Source organism: Halomonas profundus, from assembly GCF_020865425.1.
Lineage (GTDB): Bacteria > Pseudomonadota > Gammaproteobacteria > Pseudomonadales > Halomonadaceae > Vreelandella > Vreelandella titanicae.
In genome coordinates this window covers 4,500,303-4,523,716 of sequence record NZ_CP086344.1, presented here as the reverse complement: position 1 = coordinate 4,523,716, position 23,414 = coordinate 4,500,303, and the positions used below count along the sequence as shown (strand labels likewise).

17 protein-coding genes and 1 pseudogene are annotated in these 23,414 nt (G+C 56.8%); 10 read left to right on the top strand and 8 right to left on the bottom strand.

The genetic code is table 11. From position 1 onward, the window contains the following. The first annotated feature begins 27 nt into the window (after positions 1-27). From LMS44_RS20595 to LMS44_RS20585, 3 genes are read left to right on the top strand one after another with little or no spacing between them, the layout of a single operon-like run. Complete coding sequence (locus tag LMS44_RS20595) at positions 28-1,188, top strand: 2-aminoethylphosphonate--pyruvate transaminase (RefSeq protein ID WP_190374458.1); 1,161 nt, start codon at positions 28-30, stop codon at positions 1,186-1,188. Next, positions 1,188-2,006, top strand: coding sequence for a phosphonoacetaldehyde hydrolase (gene phnX / locus LMS44_RS20590; protein ID WP_278369298.1), 819 nt, complete (start codon positions 1,188-1,190; stop codon positions 2,004-2,006). The genes LMS44_RS20595 and phnX overlap by 1 nt, the downstream gene beginning before the upstream one ends. Continuing rightward, the gene (locus LMS44_RS20585; protein ID WP_278369299.1) at positions 2,003-2,896 is read left to right on the top strand and encodes an EamA family transporter; all 894 of its coding nucleotides are present in this window, start codon (positions 2,003-2,005) and stop codon (positions 2,894-2,896) included. Before phnX ends, LMS44_RS20585 begins: the two co-directional genes overlap by 4 nt. 100 nt (positions 2,897-2,996) lie before the next feature. Here LMS44_RS20585 and LMS44_RS20580 read toward each other — a convergent pair whose 3' ends face one another. The 8 genes and pseudogenes from LMS44_RS20580 to LMS44_RS20545 form a co-directional block, all read right to left on the bottom strand. Next, positions 2,997-3,758, bottom strand: coding sequence for a hypothetical protein (locus tag LMS44_RS20580; RefSeq protein WP_278369300.1), 762 nt, complete (start codon positions 3,756-3,758; stop codon positions 2,997-2,999). Between the two features lie 869 nt (positions 3,759-4,627). Continuing rightward, positions 4,628-4,894 carry a hypothetical protein gene (locus tag LMS44_RS20575; protein WP_027957153.1) on the bottom strand — a complete coding sequence of 89 codons (267 nt, stop codon included), beginning with the start codon at positions 4,892-4,894 and terminating at the stop codon, positions 4,628-4,630. 9 nt (positions 4,895-4,903) lie between these two features. Then, entirely contained in the window at positions 4,904-8,509 is a 3,606-nt protein-coding gene (locus tag LMS44_RS20570) for an RHS repeat-associated core domain-containing protein (RefSeq protein WP_498947308.1), read from the bottom strand. Between the two features lie 108 nt (positions 8,510-8,617). Further along, positions 8,618-10,636: pseudogene (locus LMS44_RS20565) on the bottom strand (type VI secretion system Vgr family protein); the annotation flags it as partial. A gap of 203 nt (positions 10,637-10,839) precedes the next feature. After that, positions 10,840-11,583 (bottom strand): sulfite exporter TauE/SafE family protein, encoded by a 744-nt coding sequence (locus LMS44_RS20560; protein ID WP_476488609.1) that lies wholly within the window; start codon positions 11,581-11,583, stop codon positions 10,840-10,842. 104 nt (positions 11,584-11,687) lie between these two features. Continuing rightward, positions 11,688-12,494, bottom strand: coding sequence for a 5-deoxy-glucuronate isomerase (gene iolB / locus LMS44_RS20555; protein ID WP_476488608.1), 807 nt, complete (start codon positions 12,492-12,494; stop codon positions 11,688-11,690). Positions 12,495-12,583: 89 nt separating this feature from the next. Continuing rightward, the gene (gene iolG, locus LMS44_RS20550) at positions 12,584-13,579 is read right to left on the bottom strand and encodes an inositol 2-dehydrogenase (RefSeq protein ID WP_476488607.1); all 996 of its coding nucleotides are present in this window, start codon (positions 13,577-13,579) and stop codon (positions 12,584-12,586) included. A gap of 43 nt (positions 13,580-13,622) precedes the next feature. Beyond that, entirely contained in the window at positions 13,623-14,486 is an 864-nt protein-coding gene (locus LMS44_RS20545; RefSeq protein ID WP_041158772.1) for a MurR/RpiR family transcriptional regulator, read from the bottom strand. A gap of 238 nt (positions 14,487-14,724) precedes the next feature. On the opposite strand from LMS44_RS20545, the gene LMS44_RS20540 reads away from it, so the two are divergent. The 7 genes from LMS44_RS20540 (at position 14,725) to iolE (ending at position 23,403) form a co-directional block, all read left to right on the top strand. After that, positions 14,725-15,675, top strand: coding sequence for a sugar ABC transporter substrate-binding protein (locus LMS44_RS20540; RefSeq protein ID WP_009285993.1), 951 nt, complete (start codon positions 14,725-14,727; stop codon positions 15,673-15,675). A 56-nt stretch (positions 15,676-15,731) separates the two neighbouring features. Continuing rightward, a complete protein-coding gene (locus LMS44_RS20535) occupies positions 15,732-16,862 on the top strand; it encodes an ABC transporter permease (protein ID WP_035560679.1) in 1,131 nt (376 codons plus the stop codon). 1 nt (position 16,863) lies between these two features. Beyond that, positions 16,864-17,754, top strand: coding sequence for an ATP-binding cassette domain-containing protein (locus LMS44_RS20530; RefSeq protein ID WP_476488606.1), 891 nt, complete (start codon positions 16,864-16,866; stop codon positions 17,752-17,754). 9 nt (positions 17,755-17,763) lie between these two features. Beyond that, positions 17,764-18,561, top strand: a complete 798-nt coding sequence (locus LMS44_RS20525; protein ID WP_476488605.1) for a TIM barrel protein — start codon at positions 17,764-17,766, stop codon at positions 18,559-18,561. Between the two features lie 100 nt (positions 18,562-18,661). Then, positions 18,662-20,620: a 5-dehydro-2-deoxygluconokinase gene (locus LMS44_RS20520; RefSeq protein WP_498946326.1), complete on the top strand. Its 1,959-nt coding sequence runs from the start codon at positions 18,662-18,664 to the stop codon at positions 20,618-20,620. Between the two features lies 1 nt (position 20,621). Continuing rightward, positions 20,622-22,469 carry a 3D-(3,5/4)-trihydroxycyclohexane-1,2-dione acylhydrolase (decyclizing) gene (gene iolD, locus LMS44_RS20515; protein WP_476488603.1) on the top strand — a complete coding sequence of 616 codons (1,848 nt, stop codon included), beginning with the start codon at positions 20,622-20,624 and terminating at the stop codon, positions 22,467-22,469. Positions 22,470-22,500: 31 nt separating this feature from the next. Then, positions 22,501-23,403, top strand: coding sequence for a myo-inosose-2 dehydratase (gene iolE / locus LMS44_RS20510; protein WP_476488602.1), 903 nt, complete (start codon positions 22,501-22,503; stop codon positions 23,401-23,403). Positions 23,404-23,414: the final 11 nt, after the last annotated feature.

Genomic DNA, 23,414 nt, shown 5'->3' with positions numbered 1-23,414 from the left:
TGTTTTAAAAATCTGGTATATACCAAAATGACCGATAACGTGAGCAAGGACATAAAAGACCCCTATTTACTAACCCCCGGGCCGCTGACTACTTCCCATGCGACCAAAGCCGCCATGCTGCGTGATTGGGGCTCCTGGGATGACGACTTTAACCAAGTGACTGCCGGCATTCGCACCCAGCTGCTTGCCATGGCCGAGGCAGCAAGCGACGAGTACGCCTGCGTGCCTATGCAGGGCAGCGGCACCTTTGCTGTTGAGAGTGCGCTGGCTTGCGCCACTGATCCCAACGGTAAAGTACTGGTGCTGATGAATGGTGCTTACGGCAAGCGAGCCGGCCAACTGCTGGATACCATAGGGCGCGTCTATATCACCTTGGATAAAGGCGACTATCTGCCACCCCAGCCCAATGAGGTGGCGGCGCTGCTGGAGCAATATCCTGATATTACAGCGGTATTTTTAGTGCACTGTGAAACCAGCTCGGGCATTTTGAACCCGTTAGAGGCGATTGCAGAGGTGGTGAACGCTCATGGTAAAACGCTCATCGTCGATGCGATGAGTTCCTTTGGCGGCGTACCCATCAGCCTCGCGAAAACACCCATCGATGTGCTGGTTTCCTCTGCCAACAAGTGCATCGAGGGCGTGCCTGGATTTGGTTTTGTGATTATTCGCAAAGCGCTGCTTGAAGCAGGAAAGGGGCGCGCCCACTCACTGAGCCTGGATCTGCACGACCAGTGGTCGTATATGGAACGCACTGGTCAGTGGCGCTTTACGCCGCCCACTCACACCGTGGTGGCCTTTCAGGCCGCACTTGCCCAGCACCGGGAAGAAGGCGGTGTGCCAGGGCGCTGCGCGCGCTATACCCGCAATCGTGATGCGTTGGTAAAAGGCATGCGGGCGCTAGGCTTCAGCACGCTGTTAGAAGACGAATGGCTATCGCCGATCATCACTACCTTTTTAAGCCCTACCGACCCAGCGTTTGAGTTTAACGCTTTCTACGCGGCGCTAAAGGCGCGTGGGTTTTTGATCTATCCCGGCAAGTTGACTGAAGTGGAGAGTTTTCGTATCGGCTGCATTGGTCAGCTAGGCACCACGGTGATCGCGGAACTGCTAAGCGCCATTCAAAACACACTTGCCGAGATGGGCGTTAGCCTTTTTCCAGGCCTATCTTCACAATCAGGGAGCGCCTAATGCAGTATCAATCTCCCCAATGCTTGCAAGCGGTTATCTGTGACTGGGCAGGCACGCTGGTCGACTTTGGCTCCTTTGCGCCTACCCAGATATTTGTCGAAGCCTTTGCTGAGCTGGGCGTGGCGATTAGCCTGGAAGAAGCTCGCGGCCCCATGGGTATGGGTAAGTGGGATCATATTCGGACACTCTGCAATCACCCGGACATCGCCGAACGCTTTGTTCAGGCGGTAGGCCACGTGCCTTCTGATGACGATGTAACGGCGCTTTACGAGCGCTTTATGCCGCTGCAGATTGCCAAAATTGCCAACCACTCGGCGGTGATTCCCGGCGCGCTCGACACCTTAACTACGCTGCGCGCCCAGGGGCTGAAAATCGGTTCCTGCTCTGGCTACCCGGCGGTGGTGATGGAAAAAGTCGTCGCTTTGGCTGCGGATAACGGCCTGCAGGTGGATCATGTAGTGGCTACTGATGACGTACCCAATGGTCGCCCACACCCCGCCCAGGCGCTGGCGAATGTGATTGCTTTAGGCATCAGCGATGTGGCTGCCTGCATTAAAGTGGACGACACCACGCCGGGCATTCTGGAAGGGCGCAGCGCGGGGATGTGGACGGTGGCGCTTACCTGCTCGGGCAATGCTCTGGGGCTGACCTATGCGCAGTATCAAGCGTTGAGTAATGCCGAGCGCCACGCCGCCCACGAGCGGGTGGCCGCGCAATTTGCCCCCTCAGCACCACACTACTGCATTGAGACCATTGCCGAGCTACCTAGCGTGGTCGATGCCATTAATACACGTCTTCAACAGGGAGAGCATCCTTGAGTCCAGCCGCGCTTGCTCTGGTGCTGGTCTCGGTATGCATGCACGCCGGATGGAACGTGTTGGGCAAACGCAATGCGCCGTCGCTCTCTTCTTTTACCCTGGCTTACGGCGCGGGCGGGGCGGTGATGCTGCCGCTGGTGTTGCTTGAGCCGTCGCTCACAGCATTACCAAGTGCATTCTGGGGCTGGTTGGCGCTTTCTGGGCTGTGTCAAATGCTCTACATGGGCGGGTTAGCCTGGGCCTACGCTAGAGGGGACGTTAGCGTACTCTACCCCATCGCCCGTGCATTGCCGGTAGTGTTAGTGCCGCTGGTATCCATTGTGCTGTTGGGTAGTCGGGTGCTGGATCGCTGGGACGGCCTTGGTATGGTGCTAGTCGTGGCAGGCGCGCTCTGCCTGCCGCTTAGCCATCCGCAGGCGCGCAGGTTATCCACCTATCTCACGCCCGCCATGGGGTTTGCGTTGCTGGCAGCGGCGGGTACCGTTGGCTATTCACTGATCGACAAGCAGGCCCTGGGGCTAATGCAGGGGGCAGGGCATAGCGGGTTAACCGCCGGGGCGGTGTTTATGGTGCTGCAAGCGCTGATGACGCTAACCTGGTCGGTACCGCTACTGGCGTTGCTACCGGCAGAGCGCCGCCGCCTGCCTGCACTCCGCCAACAGGGGCTGACCATGCTGGTCGTTACCGGGCTGATGATGACCTGCACCTATGGCCTGGTATTAATCGCCATGGCGCTTACCGACGAGGTGAGTTATGTGGTGGCGCTGCGCCAGCTCTCCATTCCAGTGGGGGTGCTAATGGGTGTGCTATGGCTGAAGGAGCCCGCATCCAGGGCAAAAGCCATCGGTACGCTGGTGATGTTGGCGGGGCTGGTGCTGGTGGCGCTTTAGGCCATTACGCTGGCGGCGCTATTGGCACCGCCAGCGTGAGGTGATCTAGCCAGCCATCGTCGTTGTTTTCGGCTGCCAGCGGATTGTCAGTTCTTCGATGCTACTGGGCATCCCCAGCTGATTCCGCTTGGGGGCTGTCATTTGGTTGATAAGCAGTGGAATATAAGATGGTCAGAATAATAGCAGTGAATACATATATGAATGTGTTTACTAGTGGGGTTATCAAAGCAAAGGATGTCAGGCTAAAGAATTGACCACCAATCAAGCTAGAAAAAAGTCCAATGCAATATTCAAAAGTAAATAGTAAAGCGATTAATAAGGCAAGTGAAAAGAATAGCGACCATTGGCAATTTTTAGTCATGCTCAAAGATTCTCTCAACGATATGCTCCTATCAATCGCTACACCTACAAAAATAAGTGACAGCCTTAATGTGAAAAATAAAGTGACTAAGAAAAAAGTTAAGGGAATAACGCCCATCAAGATGTTGTACATGATAAGGGTTAAAGAAGCTCCGATAAACATGCTTGGTATTATCCATAAAGCCAGAAATCCAATGCTATACAAGAGGTATTTTATTTCGCGTCTTTTAAATTTCAATTTAAAAGCTTTTGGCTGTTCGTCGAGTAAAATTGTTCGCATTGTGTTTATTGAGATAATCGTCAGAATGGCCATGTCAGCAACAAAGAAAAGCATATATAAAAGTGAGCTGGCACTGCCATATGAAAATCCTGTATAAGCTGATCCGTAGCGTACCAATTGAAGCAAGATATACAAAATTAAAGGCAAGATGACGCCTTTTAGTATAGCGCTACGATATTGGTTGATAAGATACAGTGAGCCGAGGGTGAATTTTGCAAACATGCAATTTCCTTAGTGTTTAAGATGTTGTCTAAAAGATAAGTCCCGAAAAATCAAGGCCACACTGTCGATAAAGGTTGTCACGAGAGATTTTTCTTTTCGGTCAACAGATGTTTTGAATGTTTTATGAAAATAAGTGATTGATTTTAATATCGTTGATGCTTTGGATGCTGTGCTTATTAGTTGAATTAAGGCGTTGAAGATTTTTGCTCATATCCTTCGCCACAAGTCCTTATCCGAAAAATAAGCGAACCCTAGTGTCAATGATATGAATATTTTTTGGATTTCAGAGAATGCAGTTACCAATGGTGTTGCTACGAAATAACCCCCTACTAAGCCTTCTATAACCCATAGTATCATGCTGATAAGAAGCACATTACGGAAAAAACGTGGCTTAAAACACATTCCTAGAATGCCTATGATCTCAACTATCATAATTATTATATTTAAGTTTCTCAAGCTTTCGTAATCAATAATTGAAAAATAACCTTGCCAGTCAAGTAGTCGGATATGCTCATCTGGCATGAGTTCAGCCATCTTCCAGCCAAAGTAATTCAGAGTAAGAGTGCTGAGAAATGAGGCAGCTATCAACGATCTGAAAAGAGAGCTTCTAATCATGTAAACCTAACCTTTAGTTATGATGTCACAGATATTTGCGTCATCGTTAGAGTTTTGCGTCTCATGTCTGTCAATTTCTCTGAGAGCTCTCTGAAGGTCAATAATTAATGTGTTATCCACATCATCCTCATGCTCTAATAGTCTATCGAGTGTTTCATAATAGAACATATTGTCTAAATACCTTCCTGAGAGAGCAAAGGATGAAACAAAAAACAATAAAAAAACAAGAGATGTTACTGTTATTCTAATGATTATCATTCTTGCCACCGTATAACTTTTCTTTTGCCTAGCTCATCTATTTCATTTTGTATTAATTCAATAGCAAACGCTGGGTTGTCAGGAAGAAGTTTTTCGATTTCACTGCATACTTTCTCACGTTTATTTTTAGCATTTTCTTCAACTTGCGCTTTGTGCACTTTAAATGACTCCTGTGCTTGGGAGGATGTCGTCAAATATGATGCCGCCAGACCTAATAGCAAAGCTATTAATGCCGGGATTAGTATGACTTTAGTTATTGTCACGATTTTCTCCTACTTAACCCTTGATCTATGAAGGGTGTAGCGATGAGGGCGAACTACACTCTCAGTACATTCTAATCCTTCAGGCATATCATCAGGTACCGGTGGATAGGGCTCTTGATCCAAAGGAATCAATTGCGGGTAACTATCATCTAAGTACTCAATTTCCCCTTCCCCTGCGTCATTGTCATAGGTGGCTTTAGTGCACATCATATGGTCATCCGGTAAACAGTCACCATAGGTTGCACATTTTAATTCTTCTAAAAAACCTCCCAAATAACCCCAATGCGTTTCTTTATCAGCAGTATCAGGCATCCTCTGTGAGCTATTAGGGGAAGGTTGCGTACTTGAGAGTCTCCCTCTCAACCCCCACGGATCCACCATCCCCGTCGGATTCGTCACATACCCATACAAATTCGTGCCGCCGTTAAGACCAATCGGATCCTGGCTAATATACCGCCCCTGCTGCGGGTCATAATAACGGTGGCGGTTGTAGTAGAGGCCACTTTCTTCGTCGTGCCATTGGCCCTGGAACCGGATCGGCTGGGTGAGGTTGCGCACGGCGCGTTGGTTTTTGACTGCCGCCCAGTCGTCGGGTTCGGCCAGCCAGCGGGGTTGGCCGTTGGGGGTGACCAGTTGCATCGGGGTGCCTAGGGCATCGGTGATATAGGCGCTGAGCACTTGGCCTTGTTCAGTATCATCAATACGCAGCATGGGCACAAAACTACCGGGCTCGTAGACCACGGTAGTGCGTTGGTTATCCGTTTCTTCCCGTACGATGCGATCACCGTCCCAGCCGTAGTGGGTGGTGGCGGTGGTGCCGTTGGTATGGCGTACTGTTTTGCTGATGCGTCTTCCTAGGCCGTCATAACGGTAAGTGGCTTCGCGGGTAGCTCCCAGCTCGCTGGCGTGGATCAGGTGCACTAAGCGGTTGGCGCCGTCGTAGCCAAGCGTTAGGCGTTCGCCGTTGGGCTGTTGGCGTTCGACCAGGTTACCGGCACCGTCGTAGCGGTAGCGGGTACCGTTTAACTGCCCCAGGCGATTATCAGACAGGGCCTGTTGGCCTTCTAACCGGTTACCGGCCGCGTCCACGCTATAGCGGTGGGCGTGGTCGCCGTGCTGGCTGCCGATCAAGCGACCGGCAGCGTCGTAACTGTAGGCGATGACTTTTTCTGCTGGATCGCCTTGCAGGCTGCGGAAGCTCATCCGGCCCAGGGCGTCGTATTGGTAGTCCTGCTGGCTAGTGGTGTCCGGGCTGCGCAGCGTGAGGTGGTCTAGCTGGCCCAGGTTCGTGTACCCGCGCTCCAGCACTAGCGGCTGGTTGTGCGCATTGGCACCGGTGCTAAGACGGCGCTGGGTCTCCCGGTGCAGGGCGTCGGGCTCCAGAGCAATTTCCAGATCCAGGCCGGGGGCGCTTAGGCCATGCAGGTGGCCGCTGCCGTAGGTGTGCCAATTAAGCGCGGGTAGGTCGCCGAACTGGCTGGCTTCGGGGGCGCCGTTGGCTGTGAGCGTGTGCTGGTGCTGCCACTGCCAGCCACTCTCACCTGCTAGGCCCGCATGACTCTGCTGTTCGCCGATTAAGCGCTGGGCTTCGTCGTAGCGGAATGTGACTTCACCATGATCGTTGGTGACGCTGAGGAGCTGACCATTGGTACCCCACTGGTACTGCTCCGTGCTGGTCGGGGCGTGCTCGGTGGCGGGCAGGTGTCGGGCGGTGAGGCGGCCGGCTTCATCGTAATCGTAACGGGTGACCAGCGGCTGGCCGTCCGGGCCTGGGCGGTTGGCTTCCACCCGCTCGATCAATTGACCGGCTTCATCGTAGCGGTACTGCTGTTCCCGGCCGTCGGGGCCGGTCTCGCTGGCGAGGCGATCCATCTCGTCATAGGCAAAGCGGTAGACTGCGCCGTTACCCAGGGTCAGCTCGCTGAGGCGGCCAATGTCATCGTAGGCGGTAAACTGTTGACTGCCATCGGCCTCGATGCGCTGCACCGGTCGGCCGTGGTCATCAAAGAAGAACTGCTGCCTAAACCCTTGGGGGCCTTCCAGCTCCACCAGCCGCCCAACCGCATCCACATGGTGATGCCAGTGGGTGCCGTCCGGCAGTTGCGTGGCGAGCCGCCGGCCCATCTTGTCGTGCTGGGTGCGGGTGGTCTCGCCCAAGGCGTTGGTGGCGCTGGCCAGATAGCCGTGGCGGTCGTAGCTATAAGTGGTGCGCTGCTGAGAACAATCGATCTGGGCGGTAACCTGACCCAGGGCGTTCCACTCGCGCTGGTGGGTAGCACCCACTGCATCGGTGACAGTGGTAGGTCGGTCAGGCAGGTCGGTATTGCCGTAGGCGAAGGCGGTAGTGCCTTCCGGCCCAGTGACTTCCACTGGAAGCCCCCGTTCGTTGCGCGTTATTTGCCACGTTTGATCCTCAGGCCCTTCGATACTCACCGGCTGGCCCAGGGGATCGCGCTCAATCGCCCAGCGGGTGCCGTCCGGGCCGGTCTGTGCAATCACTTGCCCATGCTCATCCCGCTCAATCAGCGTCTCGTGGCCTAGCGGATCCACGGTGGCTACCTTGAGACCCGCACGGTCGTAGCGGAACTCGATGCGCGAGCCGTCGGCGCGGGTATGGGCCGTCCAGCGGCGACCGGGCCCACTGCCCACGAAGTGGTAGCGCTCCTCCCGGCCTAGGCTGTCGGTGACCAGGGTGTGATCCATCTGGTAGCTGTACGTCCGCGCTAAACCGCCGGCTTCCTGCTGGCCGACCACCCGGCCATCCGGGGCGTGGCGATCCCAGGTGTAGTGGGCTTCCATGCCCCCGGGGACCCGGTGGGCGGTCAGCATATGATCCTGCCACTCGAACTCGCGCACCACCTCGCCGTGGCGGTGGCGCACCGCAATCAAATCCCCCGCGGGGCTAAACGAGTAGCGCACCAGCCAGTCGTCCTGGGCGCTGCCGTCGTGCGCTTGCACCAGCTTGACGCCGGTTAGGCGCTGCCCGGCATCGTCGGGCTGGGCAGGAAGCAGGCTGTCGTAAACGAATTGGTAGTGACGCTGGGCGCTGTCGATTACCGTGACCAGCAGACCGGCTTCCCAGTGGTACTGGGTGGCATAGCCGTTGCGGTCGCGCTCTTCGATTAAGGGCCAGCGAGCAGCGTTATCTTTTGAACTATCACCTGAAGGCGTATCCGTGGTGGACGCCGCGTCTGCTGGATGGGCAGAGGTTGGGCTGGCAAACACATAGTAAAGCCCGCTGGCGTCGCTTAACACGATACGCTCAGGATCACTGCGTAACGTCTCGTCCAGGGCTTGCCAGCGGGGCGCGTTGCTCTCTTCAGCGGTTGTGGCACCCCCACGACGAATCCATAGCTGCTCGGTAGGGGAGAAGCGCGTCTGGCCGGGGGCCAGTGGCCCAAAGGTAATTTGACGCCCCTGGGCATCGTGAACAATGCAGGCATCATCGTTAAGGGTAATGGCCAGGGACTCGCCTGGGAGCGACCAGCCTTGACCCAGGGCGCCTACCGCTCCGTTGCTGGAGAGATAGCCACGGCTAAACACAAAGGGCCGTGGCGCCGGTAGCGCAAAATCGGTCTCCGCGGGCAGCAACTTGGCGCCCAGCAGCGGGTTCACCGGGCTACCCACCGCGGGTTGGCAGGCGCTGCAGTCGTCGGCTAAGCCATCGGTGATATCGATATCGTCCAGCGCTAACGGCGTGGCGGCGGCAATCTCGCTGCTCAGCAGCGGCGTCTGGTGCGGTTCGAGGGTAACGTTCTCGCTCTCCTCGGGCTCGGCCTCCCCGGGTAAGCGGGGCAGTACAATCGCCTGGCCCTGGCCACGCCCGGGGCTACCGCCGGAGTTGATCTTGACCTGGGGGCCGACAATGGTCACGCCGCCGGGGTCGAGCTTGATAAAGCTGCCGCCCGCCTTCAGGGTGATCTCGCTGCCTGCTTCCAGGACGATCTGGCTGCCCGCTTTGTGGTGCAGCTCGCGGCCGGTCTCGACCAGTTGGGCTTCACCGTAGACCTCATGGCGGGTCTGATCGACCTGGAGGTGGTCATCGCCCTTGATCTGAGTGTAGCGCTTGCCGTGTACGGTGAGATGGTCGTCGTTATGGATTTCGCTCAAGCGGTTGCGGTGGAGCTTAAGGTGGCTGTCCCGACGGATCTCCTCGGTGCGGTCGTTAAGGGTGAGCAGCTCCAGGTCTTTCTGGGCATGCAGCCAGATCTGCTCTTCGCCGGTGGCGTCCTCAAAGCGCAGTTCGTTAAAGCCTTCCGACTTATGGCTCTGGGTGCGGATCACCGTGCGGGTCTTGTTGGCCGGCAGTGGATAGGGCGGGGTATTCACCGCGTGGTAGGTGCGCCCGGTGACCAGCGGCTGATCGGGGTCGCCCTCTAAAAACGAGACAATGACCTCGTGGCCGATCCGGGGGATCGCCATGCTGCCATAGCCACCGCCGGCCCAGCCCTGGGCGACCCGTACCCAACAGCTCGCCGTCTCATTAGGTTCGGCGTAGCGATCCCAGGGGAACTGCACCTTAACCCGGCCGTGTTCGTCGCAGTAGATCTCTTCACCTTCCGGCCCCACCACAAAGGCCACCTGGGGGCCGTCGACGCGAGGTTTAGGGTTGGGCACCGGGCGAAAGGTCTGATCCCGGGGCATGATCACCACGTCGTTGTGGTAGCGGGTCATCAGCTCGCCTGCCTGAGCTGAACTGGCTCCACTCCCATTGCCGCCCCGGGCCATACCATCTTCTTCCAGGGCCTGGGGCTGCTCGCCGTGGTGAACCACCGAGACCACTTGCCAGGCGCGGTTAAGGCTGTCGATATCGTGGTCGGTAAGGGTAAAGCAGATCCCCGGGGCGAGCTCGGGGAGGTCACTCTCGGCCTCGGCGGTGGTGGCGTCGGCGCGCAGTGACTCTAACCGGTGGCGAGTAAAAGGCTTACCGGAAGCGTCCTTCTTGTAGCGGCCGGGGTAATCAAAGTGCTCGTAATCCTCCCGCTGGGCGTGTTCGCCCAGCCCTGGCGCCAGGTGCTCATGGATCTGCGCATAGGGCGGGTTTTTAAAGGTGTAGTCCTTGAGCATCGCCGAGGCGGGACGCACGCGGTTGGCCTGACGCAATTTACGCACGTGGCGTCGGGGCGGCGTGCCCCCGGCGCGGCCGTGGTAGGTGCGCTCGCCCACGCTGGGCAACACCACCGTGGCGTCCGCAAATACCAGCTGGTGTTTGCCGCCCTCGGCGTTCTCGAACTCATGGAAATAGAAGCAGCCCTCTTCGGCGGCTAAACGCTCGATAAAGGCCAGATCGGTCTCGCGGTACTGAACCAGAAACTCCCGATCGGGGGGCGTGCGGGTGGTGGCAAAGCCGATATCGGTGAGGCTGCGCTCATTAGCGAGGGTGGTGATGGCGTCAAAAGGCGAGGTGTCCTGAAAGATCCGCGAATTATGGCGCAGCGATAGCCGCCACAGCGCGGGACGAATCTCGACCCGGTAAAAGCTGCGGCGGTGCCCCCTATCGCCGCGGTGAAGCTCTGAAATCATCCCATGCACGCGGCGTAGCGGCTCGCCGTCCTGCCAAATGGTCAGGGTGGCGTTTTGATCCAAGCAGTCGCTGGGCGATAGGTTGTGGGTACGGCTGGCAAACTCAACCGAGAGCGCAAACGGCTCCGACAGCGCCTCGTGATGGGTAAAGCGCACCACGGCGGTGTCATCGGCCCCGGGTAGGGTCAGGGTAAATTGCAGGCCCGTTTTGTCCGCCATCGCTCCGCTCCTTGGATCAAGTAAATGAGAAACGATCAGGGTAGCGGGCCGGGGCCAGAGAGCAAGGCCTGGAAGGCAAGTGACAGGGATCTCTTACACGTTTGTAAGAGATCGCTTACAAAATTTTAAGCGATGTCTTACAGCTTAAACGCTCAAAGAATGATCGTATGAAAAATGAGCTGCACTCCGTACTGAATACCATCCTATTTCAGCGCCTGCCAAATCAGATTAAAACCGACTAAAAACATGGCAAAAATCACCAGTCGGTAGAACAGCGTCTCGTTGACGCGGCTTTGCAGCCATAGGCCGTTGCGTACACCGATCCAGGCGATGGGTACGAGCAGCAGCGAGGCCCAGGCGCTGGTGACGTTGATTTCGCCAAGCCACATATAAGGCGCTAGCTTGATAACGTTGACTACGGCAAAGGTCACCGCACAGGTGGCAATAAACGTCTCTTTCGATAGTTTGCGCGGAAGTAGATAAACGTTTAGTGGCGGCGCGCCCGCATGGGCCATAAAGCTGGTAAAGCCGCAAACGCTTGCCGCTGGCAATGCCCAACGGGTGGAGATCGGTTTCTTGGCAACGGGCTTGAGCAGCATGTAAGCGGCGAACAGCAGGGTGATAACGCCGAGAGTCAGGCGTAAGCCCTGTTCACTCAAACCGCCAAACAGCAGCGTCCCTACCGTCACGCCGATAAATAGCCCTGGCACAAAGCGCCAGACCTCAGTGGCGTCCTGCTTGCCCCACCATGCTTTTACCGCAAACACGTCCATCACCAACAGTAGTGGCAATAGTAGCCCGGCCGCCTGGGCGGGGCTGATCGCCAGCGCCATTAGCGGCACCGAGAGCGTGCCAAAACCACCCGCAAAGCCACCTTTTGAAACGCCGGTCAGGTAAACGGAAAACGCAATTAACAACCAGGCGATGAGGGAGTAGTCGGGGAGCATAGGGCCTCTATGGTCTTTTATTAAAGGTAATGCACAAAAAAGCCCCGCATCGGCGGGGCTAGTTAGCATAGCATTAGATAAACGTTAGCGGGCGAAGTGTCGATCTATCCAGCGTTCATCAGCCATTCGTGATCGGGGTCGTTGTGGAATTGCCACGCCCGCTTGGGCCCTGCCATCACATTTAAGTAGTAGAGTGAGTAGCCATGCGCCGCGCCCACTGGGTGGTAGCCCTTGGGCACCAACACGCAGCAGCCGTTCTCCACCGCCATGGTTTCATCAAGGCTGCGGTCATCGGTATAAACGCGCTGGAAGGCAAACCCTTGTTCAGGGTTAATGCGGTGGTAGTAGGTCTCTTCCAGATGTGATTCGTGGGGTAAGTTATCCAAATCGTGTTTATGGGGCGGGTAGCTCGACCAATTGCCCGCGGGTGTGAATACTTCGACTACTAATAGGCTATCGGCGGGCTCGGTTTCCGGCAGAATATCGTGAACATGGCGGGTGTTAGTGCCCTGGCCACGGGTGCTTTGTTTGATGTTGTCTGGGGCTATCAGCCGTGGGGCGTGGTTACCATGACCTGGGGCGGCGCACACTGCTAGCTCTAAATCCGTGGTCGCTTCCACCGCGTAGCTAACATGGTCAGGCAGATAAACCGCGTAGGGAGGGATCTGTTCAAAAATATCCATGCGCTCGCCGATGTCTTCAAAACGGTGCTCGCCGCAGACCACAGTGGCACGACCGGAGAGCAGCACTAGGCAGACTTCCTGGTCATCGCTGCTGGCCTCCAGACGCTGACCCTTGGCGAGTTTATGCACCCGAAAGCCCACGTGCGTCCAGCCAGCCGATTCAGGAGTAATGTCAATTACGGTGCCTTGGGTGTCTGGGGCGGTGGGGCGTACCAGTAGGGAAGCCATATGTCGCTCCTTCTGATGGCTAGCTGCTCGGTCGGCAGCTAATCGTTTACGATATAAAAGGTATTAAAAACAGACACGCTGGTGTCTGTTTACACCGAGGCGTCGAGCAGGATTTTGCGACCTTCACGCAATGAACGCTCCGCTGCATCGGCTAAGCGCAACGCCTCTAGTCCATCTTGAGCACCTGCGAGTGGTGCACGTTTCTCTTGCCAGGCGGCGACAAAATCACCAATTTCAAGTTGATAGGCCTGGGCATAACGCTCTAGGAAGAACCACTTGGGTTTGTCTTCTACCTGCCCTGTTTCGCCAGTAAAGCGCAGCCGGGTGTCGCTCTCGTTCTGGGCTTGCAGCATGCCTTGGCTGCCAAAGGCTTCGATACGCTGATCGTAGCCGTAGCAGGCGCGTCGTGAGTTGCTGATCTGGCATAGCTTTCCGCTGGCCGTGGTGAGAGTGACCATGGCGGTATCCACATCTCCCGCTTCGCCAATCGCTGGGTCGATGATGCTACTGCCAACGGCAAAGACGCCTTCAATCGGTTCATCGAGAAGCCAGCGCGCCATGTCCAGATCGTGAATCATCATGTCCCGAAACAGGCCGCCGGACTCAGCCACGTACTCGGCGGGCGGGGGAGAGGGGTCGCGGCTGATGATGGTCAATGTTTCCAGTGCGCCTATACGCCCTTCGGTGATGGCCTTTTTAAGCGCAGCAAATTGAGGGTCGTGACGGCGGTTAAAGCCTAATGCGCAGGTCACCGGATGTTCGCTAAGCACTTGAAGGGCATCGCGAGTGCGGGCTAAATCCAGGGCGATGGGTTTTTCGCATAGAATCGCCTTGCCCGAGCGTGCGGCACGCTCCAGATACTCCGCGTGAGTAGGCGTGCTTGAGGCAATCAGCACCGCGTCAATATCATCATCTGCGAAGATTTCATCCACAGAGGCCGCTCGGCTGGCGTACTGCTCGGCCAACGCTTCTGCGGCAGGCTGATGAAAATCGGCCACGGCGGCCAGGGTAACGCTTGGGTGCGAGTGAATGGCCTGGGCATGCACCTTGCCGATGCGTCCAGCGCCGATGAGTGCGAGTTTCATAAGCTCTCCTGTTTTGTTTTTACTGTTGGCTTGCTTTGGGTGTTTAGGCCTTACGTTGTTTGTCCTGGCCCTTTTCTTTGTCGCGTGTTTTGTCTTGCCGCACCCCCAGGGCAATTGCCAAGGTCTGGGTCAAGCAGAGCGACGCGGTCAAACTACGGAAACTTTTCACTTCGGCTTCGTTGACCACGAAGACGACATCCGCGAAGCGGGCCAGTGGGCTAAGGTTCGAATCGGTAATCACCACAATAGGTAGACCGCGCTGATGGGCGTCTTCGCAGGCTTTTTGGCTCTCTTCGGCATAGGGAGAAAAGCTGATGGTCAGTAGGGCGTCGTGTTGGCTCATAGCGCGCAGCTGCTCGCCGTACATTCCCCCCAAACCATTAACCAGCAGCGCAGGCTTATCCACATGGGCCAGGGCATAGGTCATATAGCTGGCGACCATAAAACTTCGCCGTGCGCCCATCACATGAATCGCATGAGCCTTTTCAAAAATATCCAGCGCCTTCTCCAGACTCTCTGGATTAATGCGGCTGGGAAGCTGCTCAAGCACGGCACGGTTGGCGTCAGCGAACTCCCATAACAGCTGGGTGCTGTCGGGTGTTTCCCCGGTGGCGCTGCGTACCGCGCGAATTCGCTCGGTGTAGTTAGGCAACTCATCGACCAGGCGGCTGCGAAACAGTTGCTGCATTTCGGAAAAGCCCTTAAAGCCCAAGCTATTGGCCAAGCGAATTAAGGTGGATGGAGTGACATCCGCCTGTTCGGCAATTTTGGCCACGGTCGCTAAAGCAACCTCCTGGGGGTGATCAAGCATAAAACGCGCGGTTTGCTGCAAACGTTTGCTTAGCGTGGCGTACTCGGCGGTGATCAGCGTTTCCAGCTCACGGTAGCTTTGTGGGGGCTGCGGCATACAAATTCCTTAGCGTTAACTCATGTACCACTCATTCACTCATGTACGGCTGGGCAGTAGCACTGAGCAAAGTGGCTGGTTGTTATGCAGTCTAGTTGATTGAAATAAATATTCCATTTATACAAAAGTATAGAATAAATAATTTGCAATAATTGCTATTTGGAATCTATATTTCATAGCGCCAAGGCATTTAATGCCACTTCCCTACCAACAACGATAACGTTATGAGGAATTCTTTATGGCACGTCTATCTCAATGGCTTCTAGCCTCTGCCGCCACCACGGCATTAATGGCAGGTGCCGCACAAGCACAGGAACAAGAACAAGAAGCGAGCCGTTTCGTCATGGTGACCCATGGTGTCCCCTCTGATCCTTTCTGGTCAGTGGTGAAAAACGGCGCAGAGGCAGCCGCTGATCTCGTAGGCGCTGAGCTGGAGTACCGTGCACCATCGACCTTTGATATGGCCAAGATGCAGCAACTTGTACAGGCAGCGGTGGCATCGGATCCGGATGGTTTGATCCTCTCTTTTACTGACGAAAATGCCCTGGGCGGCGCTGTCCAAAATGCTGTCGATAACGGCATCCCAGTGATCACCATTAACTCCGGTGGCGACGTGGCGAGAGATTATGGTGCCCGGCTGCACATTGGGCAGAGTGAATACGAGGCGGGCAAACAGGCCGCCGAGCGCATGCAGGAACTGGGCGTTGAGAAAGGCGTCTGCGTTAACCATGAGCAAGGCAACCAGGGACTTGATCAGCGTTGTGATGGCTTTGTCGAAGGCTTCGACGGCAATGCCGAGCAGCTAGCGACCACCTACGACCCCACCAATATTCGCAATGCCATTGTTGCTTACCTCAACGAGAACAGTGATGTGCGTGGAGTGCTGACCTTGGGCGCATTGGCCGCTGATCCAATGATTCGGGCCATGCGCGAGCAGGGGGCAACCGATATGTTCACCCTCGGTACCTTTGATCTTTCACCCGGCATTTTGGAAGCCTTGGATGCGGGTGAGCTGGACTTCGCGATCGACCAACAGCAGTACATGCAAGGCTATTTGCCCGTCATGTTCCTAGATCAGTTCGTCAAGAATGGACTGCTACCCGCAGGGGATGTTGCCACCGGCCCAGGGTTTGTCACTCAAGAAAACGCTGCACAGGTCATTGAGCTGAGTAGCCAGGGCATCCGTTGATAACTACCTAATCTAAAAAGGCTCGGCGCGGTGTCGAGCCTTGGGGGTCGATCGCCATGAATTCTACTGAAACGAAACAATCGGTTGCGCCAGCAGCGGCTGATCAAGATGAGCGTATCCAGAGAGTCTCTTTCTGGAAGAAAGCGCTTAATCGCCCGGAGTTGGGGGCGCTGGCCGGTGCCGTGTTGGTGCTTGCCTTTTTTATCGCTGCTTCCAGCGGTACCGGGATGTTTACCCCAGCGGGTATTATTAATTTCCTTGAAGTCGCCGCTCAGCTCGGCATTATCGCCACGGCGGCTGCGTTGCTGATGATCGGCGGAGAGTTTGATCTTTCGATTGGTTCGATGATTGGCTTGGCAGGCATTCTGATTGCCATCCCTGCGGTGGAGTATGGCTGGCCGCTGTGGGCCGCAATTTTATTGGCGTTCGCCTGTGCGGGGCTAGTGGGCTGGATTAACGGTAATCTGGTCAATAAAACGGGGTTGCCGTCATTTATCGTTACTCTGGGCTTCCTTTTCATTCTGCGTGGCTTGGCTATCGGTACTAGCCGGTTGTTGACGGGACGTACTCAGGTGGGGGGAGTGCAGGATCATATCCCCGGAGATTGGTTCGCGGCGCTTTTCTCTGGAGAAGTCGCTACGGGACTATTTAGCTGGATGGCGGCAAATGGCTGGATGGCGACCAACTTTGCGGGCAACCCCACGGTCACCGGTATTCCCGTCTCAATTGTCTGGTGGCTGGGCTTAACCGCTGTAGCGACTTGGGTGCTGCTGTGCACGCCTTACGGCAACTGGATCTTCGCCAGCGGTGGTGATGCCAATGCGGCGCGCAATTCGGGCGTCCCCGTCCACCGCGTCAAGATTTCACTGTTCATGTTCACCGCTTTCTCCGCCACCATCTTTGCCTGCATACAGGTCATGGATACCGGTTCGGCGGACACCATTCGAGGTTTATTAAAAGAGCTGGAGGCCATTATCGCAGTGGTCATTGGCGGCGCTTTGCTGACCGGCGGCTATGGATCTGCCATTGGTGCGGCCCTCGGTGCGCTGATTTTCGGCATGGTGCAAATGGGCATTTTTTACACCGGCGTTAACACGGATTGGTTCCAGGTTTTCCTGGGTGTGATGTTGCTGGTGGCGGTGCTATTCAACAATTACATGCGCAAAAAGGCGATGGAGGCTAAATAACATGACTGCACGCACTCCAATGATTGAAATGCGCAGTGTCAGCAAACACTTCGGCAGTGTCATCGCCATCAGTGATATCTCGATGCAGGTCTATTCCGGTGAGGTTATGTGCCTGCTGGGGGATAACGGTGCTGGCAAGTCAACGTTGATTAAAACCCTTTCCGGTGTTCACCAGCCCACCCATGGCGAGATGCTACTGGATGGCAAGCCCGCTCGTTTCAAGTCCCCGGCTTACGCGCTCGACGCCGGTATCGCGACCGTTTTCCAGGATCTGGCGATGGTGCCGTTGATGTCGATTACCCGTAACTTCTTTATGGGCCGCGAACCGACGGTGGGGTGGGGGCCTTTAAAGCGGATTGATTGGAAGTATGCCGACCGGGTTGCCAAAGAGGAAATGGCTAAAATCGGTATCGATGTACGCGACCCAAGCCAGCCAGTGGGCACGCTTTCTGGTGGGGAACGCCAGTGTGTAGCGATTGCCCGTGCCGTCTATTTTGGCGCTAAAGTGCTGATTCTTGATGAGCCTACGTCAGCGCTTGGGGTTAAGCAGGCCTCTGTCGTACTGCGCTACATTGCCAAAGCCCGCGCGGATGGCCTGGCGGTCATCTTTATTACCCACAATGTTCACCATGCTTACCCAGTGGCCGATGCGTTCACCTTATTGTCACGCGGCGGCAGTTTGGGCTCCTTCCGCAAAGAAGAAGTCAGCCGTGAAGAAGTACTCAACATGATGGCGGGTGGCGCTGAGCTTGAAAGCCTGGATGCGGAGCTTGCGGAATTCCAGCGTGACGATAAAGCCAAGAAGGCCAACTTAGCCGAACAAGACACTCAACCATCGGATGAAACAAGCAGCACTGAACCCCCTTCACCGCGAACGGCGAGCGGCTATTAAGGAGCCATGATGAATAAACCTACCCCATCATCCCCGTTCACGCTGGCCGTTTGCGCTGAAATGGTGTTCCGCCACTTGCCCGTGTTGGAGCGTGTTAAGCGTATTTCTGAACTGGGTTTTCAGGTCGAAATCTGGGACTGGACTAAGCACGATATCGAGGCACTGGCCAATAGCGGGGCGACGTTTTCATCCATGACCGGCTATGTCACCGGCACCCTGGCGGATGCCGCCGGTGCAGATGAACTGCTACGCACCGCCGCTGAGTCGGTTGAGGTGGCCAAACGACTGGGTATTCCACGTCTCAACCTGCACGGCACAGGGTTGGATGGCGAAGGTCTTCCCGTGAAACCTTGCCAACAGATGACCGGCGCGATGTGGTTAAAAGCACGCGATACCCTCAATCGGCTGGCGGATCTCGGCGAGCAGAACGACGTCACCTTTGTGCTTGAAAATCTCAATACCGACGTTGATCACCCAGGAGTGCCGTTTGCGCGCTTGGAAGATGTTCTAGCGCTGGTGGAAAGTGTTGATCGGCCCAGCTTGCGCATTATGTTGGACGTTTATCACGCCCAAATTGGCGAAGGTAATTTGATTGAATTGATTCGCCGCTGTGGGCCGTACATTGGTGAAGTGCAAGTGGCTGATGTGCCAGGGCGCTGCGAACCGGGAACCGGCGAGATTAACTACCCGGCCATTGCCAAAGTGCTGAACGACATAGGTTATCGCGGCACCGTAGGACTGGAAGGCTGGGCCTCTGGGGATGACGACCTCGCGCTCGACCGATTCCGTGCCGCCTTCACACTTTAATCCACGGTTGATAAGCCTTATCGATTGCCAGCCAAGACGCTTTTATGCCCAGTGCCATCCTGTGACTAGTACCACGAATTTGTGACGTGGGGAGACATTTATGCTGAATAACAATAGTCAACACCGACCGCTTGACCTGATTTGTCTTGGACGCGTGGCGGTCGATCTTTACGCCGAGCAGATTGGCAGCCGTTTAGAAGACGTGGCCAGCTTTGCCAAGTACCTAGGCGGGAGCTCGGGCAATATGGCTTACGGCACTGCGCGCCTAGGATTGAAATCCGCCATGCTTTCGCGAGTCGGCGACGAGCAGATGGGCAACTTCGTGCGCGAAGAGCTGGACCGGGTGGGGGTAGATACCTCCGCGCTTCAAACCGACCCCGAGTGCCACACCGGCCTGGTTCTGCTGGCTTTAAAAGACCGTGAAAGCTTCCCGCTGCTATTTTACCGCCGCGACTGTGCTGATATGGCCATCGACGCCGAGGCCATCGACCCTGAATTTATCGCACGGGCCAAGGCGCTGGCGATTACCGGCACCCATCTTTCTACCGATACCACCCGCCGGGCGTGCCGCAAGGCACTGGACGCCGCCGCCCATTATGGCGTGAAGCGGGTGCTGGATATCGACTATCGCCCCGTGCTGTGGGGTCTGACCAACCCTGACGATGGTGAAACCCGCTTTATCGCCGACGAAACCGTCACCACTGACCTGCAGCGCTGGCTTCCGGATTTTGACCTGATTGTGGGCACAGAAGAGGAGTTTCATATTGCCGGCGGCAGCACGGACACCTTAGCGGCTCTGCGCGCGGTACGTGAGGTTAGCGAAGCCACTCTGGTATGCAAGCTGGGGCCCATGGGCTGTGTGGTGTTTGAAGGCGCCATTCCTGACCGTATTGAAGACGGCATTTTAGTTAAGGGCGTACAGGTCGAGGTGCTCAATGTGCTGGGTGCCGGGGATGCCTTTATGAGTGGCTTGCTACGCGGCTGGCTGCGCAATGAACCCTGGCAAATCAGCGCCGGTTATGCCAATGCCTGCGGCGCGCTGGTGGTCTCCCGCCACGGCTGTGCCCCGGCCATGCCCACCGAAGATGAGTTATTCGATTACCTGGAACGCCGCGATGAGGTACCCCGTCCGGATATCGATCAGCGCCTAAACCATTTACACCGCGTCACTACCCGAGTGCCCGTTCAGTGGCCCGAAGTATTGGGGTTGGCATTTGACCACCGCCGCCAGCTCACCGATATGGCACGCGAAGAGTATGCCGACAGCGCGCGGCTGCCAGCACTTAAAAAACTCCTGGTCACCGCCGCCGAAGAGGGTGCCAAACTGGGCGGTATTTCCACGCCCGCGATCCTGGTAGACGACGTGCTGGGTCAGGACGCGCTCAATCAAGCCAGTGGAAAAGGCTGGTGGATTGGTCGACCGGTGGAGCTTCCTGGCTCACGACCTTTGCGCTTCCAGCATGGCGATGATTTAGGTGCCTGCCTGCGCAACTGGCCTAGAGAACAGATCATTAAATGCCTGGTGTTCTACCACCCTGACGATGAAATCTCACTGCGCCTGGAGCAAGAGGAGCGGCTGCGCCAGCTCTATCAGGCGGCCTGTGCTTATGGGCTGGAACTGCTGATTGAAGTCATTCCCCCTGCCGATATGTCCAATGACAACACCACTTTGCCGCGCAGCCTTCAGCGGCTCTACAACCTGGGCATTCGTCCAGACTGGTGGAAACTACCTGCCATGTCAGACGCTGCCTGGCAGGCGGTTGGCGACACCATTGAGCGGGAAGATACCTACTGCCGTGGGGTTGTGCTGCTTGGGCTAGACGCCCCCATGGACGACATGAAACGCGGTTTCGAAGCAGCGGCCAATCATGCCTGCTGTAAAGGCTTCACCGTTGGGCGCACGCTATTTGCCAGCGCGAGTCGCGACTGGCTGGCCGGGCGTATCGACGACGCCAGCTTGGTAGAGCGGGTCGCCCAGAACTATGCCGAACTGATAAAGGCGTGGCGACAATTACGGCAGGCGCAGCCGCAAACGTTGCCCCACACGGAGGAGGCGTAAAATGAGCACCATTCGACTCACCATGGCCCAGGCGTTGGTCAAGTACCTTGCTGCACAACGTATAGAGGTGGATGGCCAAGAAGTGGCGCTGTTTGAAGGCGTGTTTGCGATTTTTGGTCATGGCAATGTGGCCGGAATGGGGGAAGCGCTTTACCACGTGCAAGACACGCTTCCGACCTTTCGCGCCCACAACGAACAGTCCATGGCCCACGCGGCGATTGCCTTTGCCAAAGCCAATAATCGCCAGCGCTTAATGGCCGCGACCAGCTCGATTGGCCCAGGGGCGACCAATATGGTCACCGCCGCCGCGCTCGCCCACGCCAACCGTTTGCCGATCCTACTGCTGCCGGGGGACACCTTTGCCACCCGCGAACCCGACCCGGTACTCCAGCAGGTGGAGCATTTCGGCGACCCGACCATTACCGTCAACGACTGTTTTCGCCCGGTGTCGCGCTACTTCGACCGCATTAACCGTCCCGAGCAACTGCTGACCAGCTTGCCCCAGGCGATTGCCACCCTGCTTGACCCGGAGCACTGCGGCCCCGCGACCCTGGCGCTGCCCCAGGATGTGCAAACCTTTGCCTACGATTACCCGGAGGCCTTTTTTGCCCCCAAGGTACATCGCATTCGCCGCTCGCCGCCGGATGCTTACGAGCTTCGCCAAGCCATCGCCGCGCTGCAACAGGCTAAACACCCGCTGATTATCGCCGGTGGCGGTGTACATTACGCCGCTGCCTGCGACGTCTTGGCCGAGTTTGCCAAAGCACGGGGCATCCCGGTCGCTGAAACCCAGGCGGGCAAAGGTGCACTGGCCGATAGCCACCCCTGCGCGGTGGGTGCCATTGGGGTGACCGGCAGCGCAGCTGCTAACCAATTGGCGGAGCAGGCGGATGTCATTCTGGCGGTGGGCACGCGGCTGCAGGACTTTACCACCGGCTCCCGAGCGCTGTTTGAGGGCAACGATAAAACGCTTATCGCCCTGAACGTTGGCCGATTCGACAGTCTGAAGCATCAAGCGCTGCCGCTTAGCTGCGACGCCTTGATCGGGCTTGGCCAACTCGATGCGGCACTGGGCGAGTGGCGCGGCGGCGATGAATGGCGCGAGCAGACCGGAACGCTTAAACGTGAATGGGCCGAAATAGTGCACAACGTGACCGCCGATCAAGGGCTGGCGCTGCCCACCGATGCCCAGGTGATCGGCGCCGTCAATCGCCAGGCAGGTAACGATACCACCGTGGTATGCGCCGCCGGTGGCTTGCCCGGCGAGCTGCATAAGCTCTGGCAATGCTCGGGCCCTGGCAGCTACCACGTGGAGTACGGCTTCTCCTGTATGGGCTATGAAATTGCGGGCGGGCTGGGCGTCAAGATGGCCAAGCCAGAGCGGGAAGTAGTGGTGATGGTCGGCGACGGCAGCTACCTGATGCACAACTCGGAGCTGGCCACATCGGTGATGCTGGGCCATAAGCTGATTGTGGTGGTGTTGGATAACCGCGGCTATGGCTGTATCAACCGTTTACAGCAAGCCACCGGCGGCGCGGGGTTCAACAACCTGCTGCAAGATTGCCGCACTGTGGAGGCCGGCGCGCCCAAAACCGATTTTGCCGCCCACGCCAAATCCCTGGGCTGTGAGTCTGAATCGGTGACCGGTATTGCGGAATTGGAGCAGGCGCTGGTGCGTGCTCGCAAAGCCACCTCGACCTATGTGATTGCCCTGGATACTGACCCGTTACCCAGCACCCAGGAAGGCGGTGCCTGGTGGGAAGTGGCCGTGCCCGAGGTTTCCGAGCGTGAAGCCGTCCATAAAGCCTATCAAGGGTACCGCGAAGCCAAGCAGCGCCAACGCCATTAATACCAACAAACATAATCACAAGGAATACGCTATGCCAACGGTTACTTTAGGCATCAACCCGCTCACCTGGACCAATGACGACTTGCCCAGCCTAGGCGGCGCAACACCACTGGAAACCTGCTTGCAAGAGGGCCGCGAAGCGGGGTTTAGCGGCTTTGAATTAGGTAACAAGTTTCCCCGCACGCCTGACGCCTTGAACCAGGTGCTTAGCGCCCACGACTTGGCGCTCGTTTCGGGCTGGTACTCCGCGCAGCTGTTGGAGCGCACTCCTGAAGAAGAGATTGATGCCATCCAGGATCATATGAACCTGCTCAAGCAGTGCGGTGCCAAGGTGATGGTGCTGTGCGAAGTCACCCATTGTGTACACGGCGATCAGGAGCGCCCGCTTTCCCAGCGTCCGCACCTTTCCGAGCAAGAGTGGCAGCGACTGCTGCATGGCCTGGATGTCGTGGGCGACTACCTGAAATCCCAGGGCATTCAGCTGGTGTATCACCACCATTTGGGCACGGTGATCGAAAGCCAGGCAGACGTTGAGCGATTAATGGACAACACCGGCGAAGGCGTGGGGCTGCTGCTTGATTTTGGTCATCTGCGCGGTGCGGGCGGCGACCCGCTCGCCATCGCCAAACGCTACAGCCAGCGTATCCATCATGTGCACTGCAAGGACCTGCGCTCCCCAGTGCTGGAAGCGGTACGCAACCGCGACAAAAGCTTTTTAAACGGCGTGTTAGACGGCCTGTTTACGGTGCCGGGAGATGGCAATGTGGATTTCCTGCCCGCCTTAACCCACCTGTGCGAACAGGGCTACCAGGGTTGGTTAGTGGTTGAAGCCGAACAAGACCCGGAAGTCGCCCATCCGCTTACTTACGCCCGCCTGGGTTACCGCAACTTACGTCAACTTGCCGAGCGGGCAGGCTTCGACGTTGCCAGCTAAACAGCGCCAGC